Origin of the sequence: Anoxybacillus sp. ST70 (assembly GCF_019553625.1) — a bacterium.
Taxonomy (GTDB): domain Bacteria; phylum Bacillota; class Bacilli; order Bacillales; family Anoxybacillaceae; genus Anoxybacillus; species Anoxybacillus gonensis.
The window spans coordinates 1-14,707 of record NZ_JAHZOF010000018.1 but is presented as its reverse complement, the minus strand read 5'-3'; the positions used below and the strand labels follow the sequence as shown (position 1 = coordinate 14,707).

General features: G+C 41.0%; 20 protein-coding genes. 8 read left to right on the top strand and 12 right to left on the bottom strand.

Features of this window, described 5'->3' with window-relative positions; all coding sequences use genetic code 11:
* Positions 1–125 precede the first annotated feature (125 nt).
* Positions 126–365, bottom strand: a complete 240-nt coding sequence (locus tag K1I43_RS14890) for a YuzB family protein (RefSeq protein ID WP_026011617.1) — start codon at positions 363–365, stop codon at positions 126–128.
* Positions 366–531: 166 nt separating this feature from the next.
* On the opposite strand from K1I43_RS14890, the gene K1I43_RS14885 reads away from it, so the two are divergent.
* Together K1I43_RS14885 and K1I43_RS14880 are read left to right on the top strand one after the other, a co-directional pair.
* Positions 532–1,599, top strand: a complete 1,068-nt coding sequence (locus K1I43_RS14885; RefSeq protein ID WP_220382692.1) for an NAD(P)/FAD-dependent oxidoreductase — start codon at positions 532–534, stop codon at positions 1,597–1,599.
* A gap of 159 nt (positions 1,600–1,758) precedes the next feature.
* On the top strand, positions 1,759–2,061 hold the full coding sequence (locus tag K1I43_RS14880; RefSeq protein WP_019417404.1) for a hypothetical protein: 303 nt from the start codon (positions 1,759–1,761) through the stop codon (positions 2,059–2,061).
* 11 nt (positions 2,062–2,072) lie between these two features.
* Here the strand turns inward: K1I43_RS14880 and K1I43_RS14875 are convergent, their stop codons facing one another.
* Complete coding sequence (locus K1I43_RS14875; RefSeq protein WP_019417405.1) at positions 2,073–2,378, bottom strand: YuzD family protein; 306 nt, start codon at positions 2,376–2,378, stop codon at positions 2,073–2,075.
* 94 nt (positions 2,379–2,472) lie between these two features.
* Here K1I43_RS14875 and K1I43_RS14870 point away from each other — a divergent pair, with 94 nt between their 5' ends.
* Positions 2,473–2,709: a NifU family protein gene (locus K1I43_RS14870; protein ID WP_003398276.1), complete on the top strand. Its 237-nt coding sequence runs from the start codon at positions 2,473–2,475 to the stop codon at positions 2,707–2,709.
* Positions 2,710–2,761: 52 nt separating this feature from the next.
* On the opposite strand, the gene thrB is transcribed toward K1I43_RS14870, so the two are convergent.
* From thrB to yutH, 5 genes are all read right to left on the bottom strand, one after another.
* The gene (thrB, locus tag K1I43_RS14865) at positions 2,762–3,676 is read right to left on the bottom strand and encodes a homoserine kinase (RefSeq protein ID WP_019417406.1); all 915 of its coding nucleotides are present in this window, start codon (positions 3,674–3,676) and stop codon (positions 2,762–2,764) included.
* Positions 3,673–4,731 carry a threonine synthase gene (thrC, locus tag K1I43_RS14860; RefSeq protein WP_019417407.1) on the bottom strand — a complete coding sequence of 353 codons (1,059 nt, stop codon included), beginning with the start codon at positions 4,729–4,731 and terminating at the stop codon, positions 3,673–3,675. The genes thrB and thrC overlap by 4 nt, the downstream gene beginning before the upstream one ends.
* Positions 4,731–6,032, bottom strand: coding sequence for a homoserine dehydrogenase (locus K1I43_RS14855; RefSeq protein ID WP_026011618.1), 1,302 nt, complete (start codon positions 6,030–6,032; stop codon positions 4,731–4,733). The genes thrC and K1I43_RS14855 overlap by 1 nt, the downstream gene beginning before the upstream one ends.
* Positions 6,033–6,186: 154 nt before the next feature.
* On the bottom strand, positions 6,187–7,158 hold the full coding sequence (locus K1I43_RS14850) for a 2-hydroxyacid dehydrogenase (protein ID WP_019417409.1): 972 nt from the start codon (positions 7,156–7,158) through the stop codon (positions 6,187–6,189).
* A gap of 47 nt (positions 7,159–7,205) precedes the next feature.
* Positions 7,206–8,144, bottom strand: a complete 939-nt coding sequence (yutH, locus tag K1I43_RS14845) for a spore coat putative kinase YutH (RefSeq protein WP_019417410.1) — start codon at positions 8,142–8,144, stop codon at positions 7,206–7,208.
* A gap of 133 nt (positions 8,145–8,277) precedes the next feature.
* Here yutH and K1I43_RS14840 point away from each other — a divergent pair, with 133 nt between their 5' ends.
* Complete coding sequence (locus K1I43_RS14840) at positions 8,278–8,775, top strand: phosphatidylglycerophosphatase A family protein (RefSeq protein WP_009362242.1); 498 nt, start codon at positions 8,278–8,280, stop codon at positions 8,773–8,775.
* A 31-nt stretch (positions 8,776–8,806) separates the two neighbouring features.
* Here K1I43_RS14840 and K1I43_RS14835 read toward each other — a convergent pair whose 3' ends face one another.
* The 3 genes from K1I43_RS14835 to K1I43_RS14825 all read right to left on the bottom strand — a co-directional run bounded on the left by K1I43_RS14835 (position 8,807) and on the right by K1I43_RS14825 (position 10,793).
* Positions 8,807–9,577 (bottom strand): TIGR01457 family HAD-type hydrolase, encoded by a 771-nt coding sequence (locus K1I43_RS14835; protein WP_026011619.1) that lies wholly within the window; start codon positions 9,575–9,577, stop codon positions 8,807–8,809.
* Positions 9,578–9,669: 92 nt separating this feature from the next.
* Positions 9,670–10,302 carry a helix-turn-helix transcriptional regulator gene (locus K1I43_RS14830; protein ID WP_009362244.1) on the bottom strand — a complete coding sequence of 211 codons (633 nt, stop codon included), beginning with the start codon at positions 10,300–10,302 and terminating at the stop codon, positions 9,670–9,672.
* Between the two features lie 50 nt (positions 10,303–10,352).
* Positions 10,353–10,793: a DUF86 domain-containing protein gene (locus K1I43_RS14825; protein WP_009362245.1), complete on the bottom strand. Its 441-nt coding sequence runs from the start codon at positions 10,791–10,793 to the stop codon at positions 10,353–10,355.
* A gap of 115 nt (positions 10,794–10,908) precedes the next feature.
* On the opposite strand from K1I43_RS14825, the gene K1I43_RS14820 reads away from it, so the two are divergent.
* A complete protein-coding gene (locus K1I43_RS14820; RefSeq protein WP_049720901.1) occupies positions 10,909–11,175 on the top strand; it encodes a DUF3055 domain-containing protein in 267 nt (88 codons plus the stop codon).
* A 37-nt stretch (positions 11,176–11,212) separates the two neighbouring features.
* Positions 11,213–11,485, top strand: coding sequence for a hypothetical protein (locus K1I43_RS14815; RefSeq protein ID WP_019417413.1), 273 nt, complete (start codon positions 11,213–11,215; stop codon positions 11,483–11,485).
* A 22-nt stretch (positions 11,486–11,507) separates the two neighbouring features.
* On the opposite strand, the gene K1I43_RS14810 is transcribed toward K1I43_RS14815, so the two are convergent.
* Positions 11,508–11,783: a YutD family protein gene (locus K1I43_RS14810; RefSeq protein ID WP_003398297.1), complete on the bottom strand. Its 276-nt coding sequence runs from the start codon at positions 11,781–11,783 to the stop codon at positions 11,508–11,510.
* Positions 11,784–11,895: 112 nt separating this feature from the next.
* Here K1I43_RS14810 and K1I43_RS14805 point away from each other — a divergent pair, with 112 nt between their 5' ends.
* Positions 11,896–12,531: a YhcN/YlaJ family sporulation lipoprotein gene (locus K1I43_RS14805; RefSeq protein ID WP_026011621.1), complete on the top strand. Its 636-nt coding sequence runs from the start codon at positions 11,896–11,898 to the stop codon at positions 12,529–12,531.
* A gap of 49 nt (positions 12,532–12,580) precedes the next feature.
* On the opposite strand, the gene lipA is transcribed toward K1I43_RS14805, so the two are convergent.
* Positions 12,581–13,495 carry a lipoyl synthase gene (gene lipA / locus K1I43_RS14800; RefSeq protein ID WP_019417414.1) on the bottom strand — a complete coding sequence of 305 codons (915 nt, stop codon included), beginning with the start codon at positions 13,493–13,495 and terminating at the stop codon, positions 12,581–12,583.
* Positions 13,496–13,620: 125 nt separating this feature from the next.
* Here lipA and K1I43_RS14795 point away from each other — a divergent pair, with 125 nt between their 5' ends.
* On the top strand, positions 13,621–14,592 hold the full coding sequence (locus tag K1I43_RS14795; RefSeq protein ID WP_220382691.1) for a M23 family metallopeptidase: 972 nt from the start codon (positions 13,621–13,623) through the stop codon (positions 14,590–14,592).
* Positions 14,593–14,707: the final 115 nt, after the last annotated feature.

Here is a 14,707-nt window from a genome sequence, read left to right as displayed (position 1 = left end):
GGACAAACAACGATCCTTAGAGGCTTAAGAAATAGAAAAATGAGAGGTAAATCCCTCTCTTATTTTACAAAATATGAAAACCAACTCCCAAAAGTCCGCTTTTTAGCGGACTTTTGGGTCAGCCCCTAAAACATTGGATTTTCTTCAATATATGCATACACTCGCTCAACGAGCTGCTCTGCATCCTCTGCTGTAACAATATCCCCATTTACCATCGCAAATAACATATTGGCACATTTTCCACAGTATCCTAAACATCCGTATTCAATAATGTCTAAATTCGGATCTTTTTCAAGTTGCTCTAGCGCGCGTTGTGAACCATTGGCTAAATTACTTATACAAAATTCAACGATCGGTTTTAACAATGTATTCACCTCAATCTTAATATTATAACACTTTCACTAAAAATGATGTAATATTGACATAAGAAAAACATCTTAATTATTCATGTTTCTCGAAAAAATGTTGTTATTTTGTCACAATTTCGCTATACTTTTAGTGGTCGAATTTTATCAAAAGGGGAAAGCTTCCATGAGAAACCTCGTGCTACTTGGCGGCGGATACGGAAATATGCGCATCTTACTCCGCATCCTTCCGAATTTACCAGAACATATCCATATTACATTAATTGATCGTGTTCCATACCATTGTTTAAAAACAGAATATTATGCTTTAGCTGCTGGGACGATTAGTGACCAGCACATTCGCGTTCCATTCCCAGAACACCCTCGCCTATCTTACGTTTTTGGTGAGGTCAAAAAAATTGATTTACATCATGAAGTTGTTCATCTTCAAGACGGAACGTGTATTCCGTATGATGACTTAGTCATCGGATTAGGTTGTGAAGATAGATATCACGGTGTACCCGGTGCAGACATTTTTACTTATAGCATTCAAACAATTGATAAAGCAAGAGAAACGTATCAAAAACTAAGCAATCTTCCACCACATAGCATCGTCGGTGTCGTCGGTGCGGGATTAAGCGGTGTAGAATTGGCAAGCGAATTAGTTGAAAGTCGTCCAGATTTACACGTTAAACTATTTGATCGCGGCACACGCATTTTATCCATGTTTCCAGAACGGCTAAGCCATTATGTAGAGCAATGGTTTCATTCGCATGGTGTGGAACTCATTCGTCAATCAAACATTACAAAAGTTGAGGAACATACGTTGTATAATCACGATGAAGCAATCCATTGCGATGCGATTGTATGGACTGCCGGCATTCAACCGAATCGTGTCGTCCGCGAACTCGATGTGGAAAAAGACAGTCAAGGGCGTGTCGTATTAACACCTCGACATCATATTCCAAATATAGAAAATGTATACGTTGTTGGAGATTGCGCAAGCTTACCGCACGCTCCGAGCGCCCAACTTGCCGAAGGCCAAGCGGAACAAATCGCTCAAGTATTACAAAAAAGATGGAAAGACGAAGAACCACCAAGCGAATTTCCGCCAATTAAGTTAAAAGGTATTTTAGGATCATTAGGCAAAAAACATGGCTTTGGCCTCGTTGCCGACCGCCCACTAACCGGACGAGTTCCACGCCTACTAAAATCAGGCGTCTTATGGATGTACAAGTACCATAACGGATATTAATTACCTAAATTTTTTGTATAAACATGCGCTGTTTTTTGTTTGACACTATGGTATGATAAGCATAGCATAACAAAATAATGATCTTCTCATGACGAAAACACCTTAGATTTTTATTAAGGTGTTTTCTTTATACACATAACGAGTAGAAAGGAGGGGTAAATGTTGGAAGCCGTTCTCCAGCAAGTTCTCACAAAGTTAAACGAACTTCAAGCAGAAATCAATAATATGAAACAAACAGTGGCCACAAAACAAGATCTCGAAAATATGGTCACAAAAGAAGACCTCAAAGCTATGGCTACAAAGCAAGACTTGAAAATGATCCAACAAGCTGTACTTGAAACGAATGAAATCGTCAAAAATATTGAAGCAAACCAGAAAAGACAAGAGCGTATTTTAGATGTACTTTCTAAACGTTCCATTGAACATGAAGCACAAATTACGGATTTGCGTTATGTAAAATGAATAAGGGCGAGTTACTTCGCCCTTTTTTCAATCGCTTCATAAATGTTTTTTAATTTCGGATTTCCTTCATCAACAATTTCACCATCAATGACAATGACAGGATAAAATAAGTCTTCGTCAATGACCTTTTGTGCCCATTGACGTTTTTCTTCATCTTCCGGTGGATGAAAAATATCAACATACACAAATTGAAATGAATCGTTCGGATATTTGCGCGAAATGGAAGCTTGAAGCCATTCATACGTATCTTTTGATGATGGTGCACCGACACAAGAAGCACAAATCGTATCCGCTCCATACACACATATTTCAATCATATTTATTCTCTCCCCTGGAAAAAAGTTAAGTAACGTTGATAGATTTTTTTCATCATGATGATTATAATAAAATTAGTGAAAGGAGTCGATGAAAATGGCAGATCAAGATATTAAACAACAAGTGCAAGAAGTGTTAGATAAACTTCGTCCATTTTTACTTCGCGATGGTGGGGATTGCGAATTAGTCGATGTAGAAGACGGCGTTGTTAAACTTCGCCTTCTCGGTGCGTGCGGAAGCTGCCCAAGCTCAACCATCACATTAAAAGCTGGTATTGAGCGCGCATTACTTGAAGAAGTTCCTGGCGTTGTTGAAGTTGAACAAGTGTTTTAAAGTAAAAGGGGTGTACGAGAAGTACATCCCCTTTTCATATGAAGAAAATCATTTATTTCTCTAACGCCATTTTATATACGCAACTACCTTTCGTCTCTACTGACAACATTCGAACATCACAATGTGGAAATGTTGCCACAAGCGCATCATATACTTCTTTCCCTCTCCCTTGTTCAGCAAAACAAAGAACAGTTGGACCCGCACCGCTTAGTGCGACCCCAAACGCCCCATTCCGTTTTGCTATGGTACGCACATGTTGCAATTCGGGTACGAGACATTCACGATATGGTTGATGAAATAAATCTGCATCCATCATCTCACCAACGAGCGACCAATGGTTTGTAAGCAATGCCGCCACAAGCACGTTACTAAGTGCGCTAGCCTCGACTGCTTGCTCGCGCGTAAATGCGCTAGGAAGAACAGTGCGAGACTTTTTTGTTTCCAATTCATACGCCGGAATGACAGCAATTAAATCAACTGGAATGGAAGGGATGTGCACAACATGTGTACGGTCTTTCAAATGACTTCCAATGACTACTCCCCCATATAAAGAAGCACCGACATTGTCAGGATGACCTTCATATACGCTAGCTATGCGCATTTTTTCCTCTTGTGACAAATCAAGATGTCCAAGTTCATTTGCTAGCTCAATGGCCGCTATAATGGCAGCTGCGCTACTACCTAACCCTCTCGTAAATGGGATGTTACTTGATACAAACACGCGACACGGAGGTAGCACTACATCATACTGACGAGCGAGTTGACTGGCTACTTGATAAATTAAATTACTTTCACCTGTTGGAATACTTTTTACTTCACTTGTTTTTGGGATAAATTCCCACACCTCAGCACGAACAACTTCTAACGTTAAATGCAACGATACAGCCAATCCGATCGAATCAAAGCCAGGTCCAAGGTTTGCTGTGCTTCCTGGCACGACAATTTTTAACATCTCTCCATCATTCATTGAAGGACCGCTCCTTGAATATGCGCAAACACTGCTTCTTCGTCATTTGGCAAAACGATCGGTTGAATATTCGTCGCGTCCATCGCTACATTTGGATCTTTTAATCCATTTCCAGTCAACACCGCAACAATTCGGCTTCCTTTTGCAATTTCTCCGCTCTCCACTTGCTTCATAACACCAGCAATTGACGCGCATGAAGCAGGTTCTGCAAAAATTCCTTCTTCTCGTGCAAGTAGACGGTACGCATCTAAAATTTGGGCATCTGTCACCTCATCAATTTTTCCTCCCGATTCGTTGGCAGCTTGAACAGCATATTCCCAGCTCGCTGGATTACCGATTCGAATCGCTGTCGCAATCGTTTCTGGGTTTTCGATCACTTCGTTACGAACAATTGCTGCCGCTCCTTCTGCTTCAAACCCACGCATTTGCGGCAATGTTGTTCCATGTTTTTCATGAAATTGTTTAAATCCTTTCCAATATGCTGTAATATTCCCAGCATTTCCGACTGGAATGGCAAGAATATCAGGAGCTTGCCCAAGTTGCTCACAAATTTCAAACGCTGCTGTTTTTTGCCCTTCAATACGATACGGATTGACCGAATTGACAAGCGTCACCGGAGCCATTTCGCTTAAACGACGCACCATTTTTAATGCGTGATCGAAATTTCCTTGAATCGCAACAATTTCCGCCCCATACATGACCGCCTGCGCCAACTTTCCGAGCGCAATTTTCCCGTCAGGAATGACGATAATGCAGCGCATATTTGCTCGTGCAGCATACGCAGCGGCAGCGGCAGACGTGTTGCCTGTCGAAGCGCAAATAATTGTATCGCTTCCTTCTTCTTTTGCCTTCGCAACAGCCATAACCATCCCGCGATCTTTAAAAGATCCCGTTGGGTTAGCCCCCTCTGTTTTGACGTATAATTCTACACCGAGTCTTTCCGATAAATGAATAAGCGGAATGAGAGGTGTATTCCCCTCATTTAACGATAACATCGGTGTTTTATCTGTCACCGGTAAATATTCACGATAATGATGTAACAATCCCCTCCACATTACAGCGCACCTTCCCCTTCTACTCGATACGAACTTTTCACTTCTTCGACAACTTCTAAATCGCGTAACTGTTGCAACACATCACGATAATCTTTTAAAGATGCTTGATGCGTAACAAGAACAATTTCTGCCAAGTCTTTTTGTTTTAAAGGTAATTGTAAAATTTTTTCAAAACTTACTCCGCGTTCTGAAAAAAGTGATGTAATTTTCGCAAACGCTCCAACTTGATCTTTTACATGAATGCGTAAGAAATATTTCGAGTATATTTCGCTATCGTCTTTTAACTGCTTATCGTATTGTGGGGTAACTGCGCTTCTTCCATTGACCCCAAGGCGCATATTTTTCACTACAGCAACTAAGTCCGACACAACGGATGTTGCTGTCGGTAAGCTTCCTGCTCCCGGACCATAGAACATCGTCTCTCCAACCGCTTCACCGTAAACGTAAACGGCATTATACTCATCATTGACAGACGCAAGTGGATGTGTATCTGGCAACAATGTCGGTTGCACACTCACTTCTACTTTCTCTCCGTCTCGATGGGCAATACCGATTAATTTCATCGTATAACCGAGTCGTTTGCTGTAATTTAAATCTTCTTCTGTAATTCCAGTAATTCCTTTGACGTATACATCTTGCAAATCAATATTCATCGAAAAACCAAGGCGAGCTAAAATCGCCATTTTTCTTGCTGCATCTAGTCCTTCTACATCTGATGTCGGATCTGCCTCAGCATAACCGAACGCCTGCGCTTCTGCTAATACTTCTTCATACTTTCTATTAAATTTACTCATTTTTGTTAAAATATAGTTTGTTGTCCCGTTTACGATGCCCATCATTTTTGTAATTCGATCAGAAGCTAATCCGTCTACAAGGCTGCGTAAAATCGGAATTCCTCCTGCGACACTTGCTTCATAAAACAAATCGCAACCGTGTTCAGATGCGACGGAAAGCAACTCTGTTCCATACAGCGCCATTAAGTCTTTATTTGCCGTCACAACATGTTTTCCGTTTTTTAATGCCTGTAATATATATCGTCGCGTTTCTTCAATGCCTCCCATGACTTCAATGACGACATCGATGTCTGGGTCATGAATGACTTCTTCTACGTTTGTCGTTAATACTGACTCTGGCAAAACGACATCTCTTTTTTTATCGCGATCACGCACAGCAACTTTTTTGATTTCAACAGGGCAACCAATTTGGTGCATCAATTTATCTTGATGATTTTTAATAATTTTCACAACTCCACTGCCAACCGTTCCTAATCCTAACAATCCAACTGATACGCTTTTTACCATCTTCCCCACCTCTTGTTTTTCTGTAATGAACATTTGTTTTTGTATAGTAGACATTATAGAGGATCTCCATTTCTTTTACAATCCTTATTTTCATTATCGTACCATATGAAAACGTTTTATGTTTAAAAATTTTCTAAAAAAATAAAAAAAGAGCCTATTGGCTCTGTACAGGTGTATAAGGCTCCTTTCCTTCTAGCACGGCTATCACGTTGCGACAACATAGTTGCATCATCGCGTACCTCGTTTCTTTCGTCGCACTCCCGATATGCGGCAAAGCAACAACGTTCGGTAATTGTAATAGCGGATGGTCCGAACGAATCGGCTCTTGTGCAAATACATCTAGCCCCGCACCAGCAATATGTCGGTTGATTAACGCATCATATAACGCTTCTTCGTCCACAACCGCCCCGCGTCCCGCGTTAATAAAAATAGCTGATCGCTTCATTTTCATAAATGCTTCGCGGTTAAACAATCGATACGTTTCATTCGTTAACGGAGCTAAACAGACGACAAAGTCCGCTTGTTCAAGCAACGCATCAAACGAACAATACATCGCACCAAGCGTTCGTTCGGCTTCGATATTTCGTGAACGATTATAGTATAATACGCGCATATGAAATCCTTTTGCCCGATGTGCAACGGCTTGCCCGATTTTCCCCATCCCGACAATCCCAATCGTTTTATGGTGGACATCCGTCCCTGCAAGTAAAAGCGGGCTCCAACTTTTCCATTTTCCTTCTTTTATAAACTCGGCTGCTTCAACCAATCTTCTTGCCGTTGCTAACAGGAGAGCAAATGTTAAATCCGCTGTTGTTTCTGTCAATACATCAGGCGTGTTACAAACAATGACCCCTCGTTTTGTCGCTGCCTCTACGTCAATATTGTCGTAACCGACAGCTACATTCGCAACGACGCGAAGTTTCGGACTTTGTTGCAATAACTCCTCATCAATGCGATCAGATAACATCGTAATTAATGCTTCCGCTCGGCTTGCTTCTTGAAGTAACACATCGCGCGGAACAACAAGATGCTCATGTGGCCACATGTTCACATCATATTTGTCATATAACGGTGCAACGACATCATCTGGTAGTTTTCTTGTAATGAAAACATATCGTTTTCCCATACCCTCGTCCCCTTTAGCATATCTTTATCCGCTTTATTGTACCATATTTATAACCAATCGAGACGAGGAATAGAGACCGTAGTCATATCATGAAAATGACGAAGTTTTTGTTCATATACGTCAGTCTCTTCAAATACTTGTCGTAATTGTTGCGCATACCGTTGTCGCATGTCACCTTCTGATCCATAGTAGTTTTCAATCGACTGAAAGTAATGAAGCGGAAATAATAATCGGGCATAAATCATTCGCCAAGAAAAACGGCTAAGCGATTGCACATGTTCATACGTTTGTAAAAAACGCTCAATCGTTTCATCTGATTGTTTCGTTAACCACTGCTTTCGAATCCATTCCGCAACATCGCGACTTGCGTGATCAAACACCCAATCCGTTGGTATTTTCCCCATTTCCCATGTTTCGGGCGGAAATTGTTCATGACAAATCGTCGGCATATCACCGCGCATCGGAACTTCATCTAATTGTGTATCCATCACATATTGAACCGCATTTTCGGCAACACCTAAATAGTAAGGAAATGTCTCAACAAATTGTTCATCCACCTCATTTTTTTCGGAAGACCTCACTTGTAATTGCCAAAAATGTTCTAGTTGATCAATTCGTTGTCCCCATAGTTCTCCCCATTTGCCAAATCGACTTCGAGCGGAAACATCATACGGATATGTGCGACCACGCTGATGAAATAATGCGAGTTGTTGCGCGGTATCTCCTGTTTTCATTCGGTTTTCCATTTTCCATACACTCACTTGCTTTCCTTGTAACATGCCAATCAAACGTCCTGTTTTCGTTGGAAGCAACGTTGCAATCGTTTCGTCACCTTGCGTTCGCATATACATCGCCATGTAATATAACTGCTGAATATCGCTTTCTTTTTCATTCGTCGGTACCGCAATATATATGTCATTTCCGCTTCGAACGAGAAAGCGATCACCTACTTGTTCCATATGATCGACTCGAAAATAATAATCCATGCACATCCCTCCTTCCTTCATGTATATGTTTCAAAAATACGTATAAACTTCATAAGAGAGAGGAAATGAACGCACGTTTCATAAAAAAGTCACATACATTGTAAAAAATAAAAAACGAAATAGGTGAAGTTGGATGGAGGAAAAGAAAATAGGAAAAATGGAACAAATCGCACGACAATGGCTTGCTGATCGCGGGGTAACAATCGAACATATTGCTGAACTCGTTTATTATTTACAATCTAAATATCATCCTGACTTACAAATGGACGAATGTATTCATAACGTGAATCGGGTGATCGCTAAGCGTGAAGTACAAAACGCGCTGTTTACCGGCATTCAGCTCGATATTTTAGCAGAGAAAGGTTTACTACAAGAACCTCTTCAATCATTTATCGCAAAAGACGAAGGATTATATGGGGTAGATGAAATTTTAGCGCTCTCCATCGTCAATGTGTATGGGTCGATCGGTTTTACGAACTACGGATATATCGATAAACAAAAACCAGGCATTTTACATCAATTAAATGATAAATCATCTGGTCAATGCCACACATTTTTAGATGATATCGTTGGAGCGATCGCTGCTGCTGCTTCAAGCCGTCTAGCGCATCGCGCCGCCCATGTCGAATAAATAGGAAAAAGGTGCCCAACTAGGCACCTTTTTATATGCGTTCCATCCATTCTTTTAACGAATCTACGACATACGTCGGTTGTCGGTCATACGTTTGCAACATTTCTTTCGTCGTCACACCCGTGTGAACGAGAAGTGTATCCATCCCGGCATTCATCCCTGCCATAATATCCGTATCATAGTTATCCCCGATCATTAACGTTTCTTCTTTCGGAACACCAAGCACTTCTAGCGCCTGCTCCATAATAATTTTTTCCGGCTTACCGATAAAAATCGGCTTCGTTTGTGTCGACACAGCAACGACAGATGTAAGCGACCCGTTTCCTGGTAAAAGTCCGCGCTCCGTTGGAATTGCAATATCTCCGTTTGTCGAAATAAACAGCGCCCCATTGCGAACAGCTAAACAAGCAATCGCTAATTTTTCGTAATTAATGCTACGATCAATCCCCATGACAACGACTTCCGCATCTTCATTTGCAAATGTAAATCCTTTTTCTTCAAGCGCACGACGAATACCGTCTTCTCCAATCACATAAACAGAGGCGTTCGGCTTCTTTTCATAAATGTAGTTTGCCGTGGCTTGACTTGTTGTAAATACTTGCTCTTTCGTTGCAGGGATACCGAATTTCCGCAACTTTTCTACTACTTGTTCCGGTGTGCGAGAAGAATTGTTTGTTACAAATAAATACGGAATACCTTTTTCATGAAGGCGATGCACAAAAGCGCACGCTTCTTCAATTCGTTCTGTTCCACGATACATCGTACCGTCTAAATCAATTAAATATCCTTTATATGTTTTCACTTTTGCCACTCCTTTTGACAACTTGCACGTTCAAACTTTAACGCAAAACAGCTGCACTTGTCAAAAAGAGCGCAACGAATGTCAACGATTGTTCATTTTTTTCGCTTAATATGGTAGCGACACGCGTCATCACCGTCAGCTAAACACGTTTTCGGAACAATTTCGGCTTCATGAATGAGCGTTTCAAACAACTGTCGCTCACATTCACAAGCAATCGGATACGCTTGAGCTACTTCTGCAATCGGACAGTTATGTTCAACTAACTCAAACGAACCATCATCGTGTTGTACCAATTCCGACATATACCCATGCTCATTTTGTACCGCCACAAGCTCTTTCATTTTCTCATCAAACGATTTATTGCCAAATTGTTGCTCATACAACTTTTTCATCCGTTCTTGCCGATTTTGAAACAGCTCGGCTACCATTTGCTTTCCGCCCATCTGTTCTAAATCAGCTAAAAAATCGAGCATCGTTTGTTGATAGTGGCGCGGAAACCGTTGATGTCCTTTTACGCTTAATTGATACACGTTTGTCGGCCTTCCCATCGGCTGACGAACAAGCGTCGATTCAATAAGCTCTTCACGCTCTAACGCGCTCAAATGACGGCGAACAGCCATCTCCGTAATTTGTAGTTGCTCCGCCATTTCACCGACTGTTAGCCGCTTTTGCACTTTTAACATTTTTAAAATTTGCTCTTTTGTGGAAGAGGTTTTTTTTCGCATCACTTTTCACCCTCTTCCATTTTATATGATTTTCCCTATACACACAATTTTTAAACATTTTCATTTAAAAAGGCGGACACAGGTCCAAGTTCATGATGTAAATACGTGCGAATAGCGGTCGGAAAAGATTGAAGAACATGGCGATAGTTTTGCAACGCTTTCAATAATTCGTCATGTGGTACATCGATGTATTGTTGCACAAGCTTTTTACGGAAATGGATGATTTGTTTTAATGCCTCGCCATCTTCATCAGAAAGAACACGCTCATCCACTAAAATGTCAATAATGTCCTCGTAACTTCCTGGATCGCGCATAATAAATCCATCAATCATCGCATTTCCGACATCAATGATTGATTCAATAATGACATGCCCTATACGTTCAAGCGCTAGCTTCTCTATTGGCGTATGAAACGGTTGTTGGACATAGGAGACGACTTCCTCCATATATTTCAATGTTTTTTCAATTTTTTGGCGATCGACAAAATACATCATTCATCTCCCTTTCTGTTTTTTATTTTATTGTATCATAGCGCTTTCTTTTACACAGCTAACAGAAATTTGTTAAGATGAAGAAGCAATAACACACGAGATGGAGGGATGCCATATGGAACGTTTCTTTTTATATGACGATACGGTCGATACGAAAACACGATTTGTTAGCTTCGTTGGAAAAAATGAACGGTTTGATTTAGCAATCGTCCAAACAGACCGTTTTTATGGGAAAGCGCTTATCCTTGATTTACAAAGCAATCGATATGCGATTATCGGTTCAGATGACTTGCAACAGCCTGGGTATATTGAACACATATATAACTTAAATGAAGAAGAGGCAAACGAGTTGCGAAGCTTTTTACATGAAATCGTCGGTTAAGTGGTACGCTATGTAAAAAACGAAAGGAAGAATTCACATGACCGATGAAACATATCACGATTTTTCAACTGTGGAAGCGATGAAAAACTTCCTCGTACCAGAAACGTTGCCCGAAGGTCCATACGGTTCCCCACGCGGCGAACATGAACCTGTTCAAAATAAAAGCACCCCATGGCGAAAAGGGCAACGATATTACAGCGCGTTTAATTACGAGTATAAGTCGCTTCATCAAAACATTCCGCGCCAAGACCCAGGCGCACATCCCGTTCACGATGATCCGAACGAAAATAACAAGCAACCGTACTCATAAAAAATAGGTCAGGACGCCTGACCTATTTTTTCACTTTACGTAACACAAAATAAGCGCAACCGAAATTGCAATATTCAAACAAATATTCGGATAATGTACTTATTTTCGTATCATATGTCGCTTTTTGGTTATGGTCATCAAAAAAGCCACGCAACCGAAGCTGGTTATATCCCCAATCGCCAACAATGTAATCATATTTATTTAAAATATCCGTATAGCGCGCACGAAACGCTTCTTCGTTAAATCCGTTGCGTACATTTTCTACAAGCTCGTAACATGTATTATGAATGCAAATCATATATCCTCACCTCTTCTTTCCATTTCTATCATAAAACATGTCTTTCTCCCAAGCAATCACCATTATAACGCTTTGAATAAAACGAACAATAAAAAAGAAGGGGGGAGTTGTTTTGCGGAATACATGGTTACTGACAGGAATTAGTACAATCGCTTTCTTATCTGGATGCGCTGGAATAAACGACGAATCCACATCTTTGTATGAGAAAAGCGGAACAACGATCAACGTTCGCTCAAGAAACGATTTATATAACGAACATGGTGTTCGAAACGGAATGGATTCGAGATTAACAAATTTCGGTTACGTAAGACATCAAAAAAGCCCAATTCCGGGCGATACAACACAGTATGCGACAATACCTGTATTAAACAGAGAAAATGTTGCCGATTTAATTAGTAAACTGTGCACCCAACTTCCGAACGTTTATGACGTTGGGACGCTCGTCACAGACGATACCGTGTTTGTCGTTTACAAGACAGACAGTACAAATCGGTTTGAAACAGCCGATCAAGTGAAAAAAACAGCTATTTCTGTCGTTCCACGTTATTATCACGTATACGTTTCAGACAATCCGCGCATGTTTCAAGATATTGAACGATTCGGCCGTTTAGATGCAAATAATCAAAATATCGATCAAGTTTTACAACAAACGATTAAAGAAATGCTCAAGTCGCCACAAGGTAGAAAAGTGAGCAGCGGAGAAAATGAAAACGGTGTGCAACGCGAAGAAATGAACATGATGCAATAACGAAAAAGGATGTCCCACATACATGAAAGGGACATCCTTAATTATATGTTTACTCATTCGCTTTTGCCGATTGTACTTGCTCATCAGCATGATAAGAAGAGCGGACGAGCGGTCCAGACTCACAATGACTAAATCCTTTCGCTAACGCAATTTCTTTTAACCCCATGAACTCATGCGGATGGTAATATTTCTCTACCTTTAAATGTTTTTTTGTCGGTTGCAAATATTGCCCGATCGTCAAAATATTCACCCCGACTGCCCGTAAATCGTCCATCGCTTCTAAAATTTCTTCTTTTGTTTCACCAAGCCCGACCATTAAGCTTGATTTTGTAGGAATATCCGGTTGCATTTCTTTCGCACGGCGCAAAAATTCAAGTGAGCGTTCATACGTTGCGCGCGCACGAACGCGCGGAGTGAGGCGACGAACTGTTTCAATATTATGATTTAAAATATCAGGACGAGCGTCCATTAGCGTTTTTAAGTTTTCATATACACCACCCATATCAGACGGCAATACTTCAATCGTCGTCAACGGATTTTTCCGTCGAATAGCACGTACCGTTTCAGCAAATACAGCTGCACCGCCATCTTTTAAATCATCGCGCGCAACAGCAGTCACAACAACATGTTTTAAATTCATTAAACGAACGGATTCAGCAACACGCTCTGGTTCTTGCCAATCTAGCTCCGTTGGCAATCCTGTTTTCACAGCGCAAAAGCGGCAAGCGCGCGTACATACATCGCCTAAAATCATAAACGTCGCTGTGCGACGAACGGCCCAACATTCATGAATATTTGGACAACGCGCTTCTTCGCACACCGTATGCAATTGTTTTTCGCGCATCATTTTTTTCAAGCCTGTATAATGTTCATTCGTATTTAACTTTATTTTTAACCACTCTGGTTTGCGAAGGTGCTGTTCTTTTGTTGACATCATTTTCACGCTCCACTCGTTAATGTACATTACCCATTATACGAGTTATTGCCTTACAATACAAAACAGTTTGTTTTTCCAACATTTTTTATTTATGAAAACAGTCGATTACCTCAAACTAATGATATGAACATCGGAGAAAGGAGAAAGAATGCGTGAAAACATTATGGTGCATAATCGTTTTTCTTCTCATTCCGTTCCAATCATTCGCTGCTGCACCAAATGTGTATGATCAACGAATGGAACTTTATAAAAAAGCAGAAGCCATTTCGCTCATTCCGTGGTACTACTTCGCAGCTGTTGATCAATATGAACGGAGCATTCGCCAAGCGCGCCGCGATTTACCAAAACCAACTGGAATTATCGGTATTTACATCCCCACTGAACGATGGGCTGGGCCACTCAATCAAAATAAAGAAGATCAAAATCCATTTACAATTAGCCAATTTGGTGGAATGGGGATAGATGGGAATGGAGACGGTATCGCTGATCGAACAAACGATGAAGATGTATTATTTGCGTTTGCTCGCTTTTTACGATCATACGGCACAGACCATACACATATTAAAATGGCGCTGTGGGACTATTATGAGCGAAGCAAAACCGTCGATATCATTTTAGGAAAAGTAAAGCTATATAAACATTTTGGGACGCTACAACTCGATCAATATGCCTTTCCAATTCCAAGACGATTTGAATATAGTTATCGCAGTACGTGGGGAGATGCACGCGGATGGGGCGGACGACGGATTCATGAAGGAACAGACATTTTTGCACATTACGGTACCCCTGTTCGCTCAACATGTTACGGTATCGTTGAATTAAAAGGATGGAATAAATACGGAGGTTGGCGCATCGGTATTCGCGATATAAACAATACGTATCATTATTTTGCGCACTTAAATGGATTCGCTAACGGCTTAGAGGAAGGAACGATTGTAGAGCCCGGCATGTTGATCGGTTCAGTCGGAAGTTCTGGTTACGGACCGCCTGGCACATCGGGTAAATTTCCGCCGCATCTTCACTACGGCATGTATAAAGATAACGGCTATACGGAATGGTCGTTTGACCCATATCCTTACTTAAAACAGTGGGAACGACAAGAACGCATGAGAAAAAGGGGCTGACCCAAAAGTCCGCTAAAAAGCGGACTTTTGGGAGTTGGTTTTCATATTTTGTAAAATAAGAGAGGGATTTACCTCTCATTTTTCTATTTCTTAAGCCTCTAAGGATCGTTGTTTG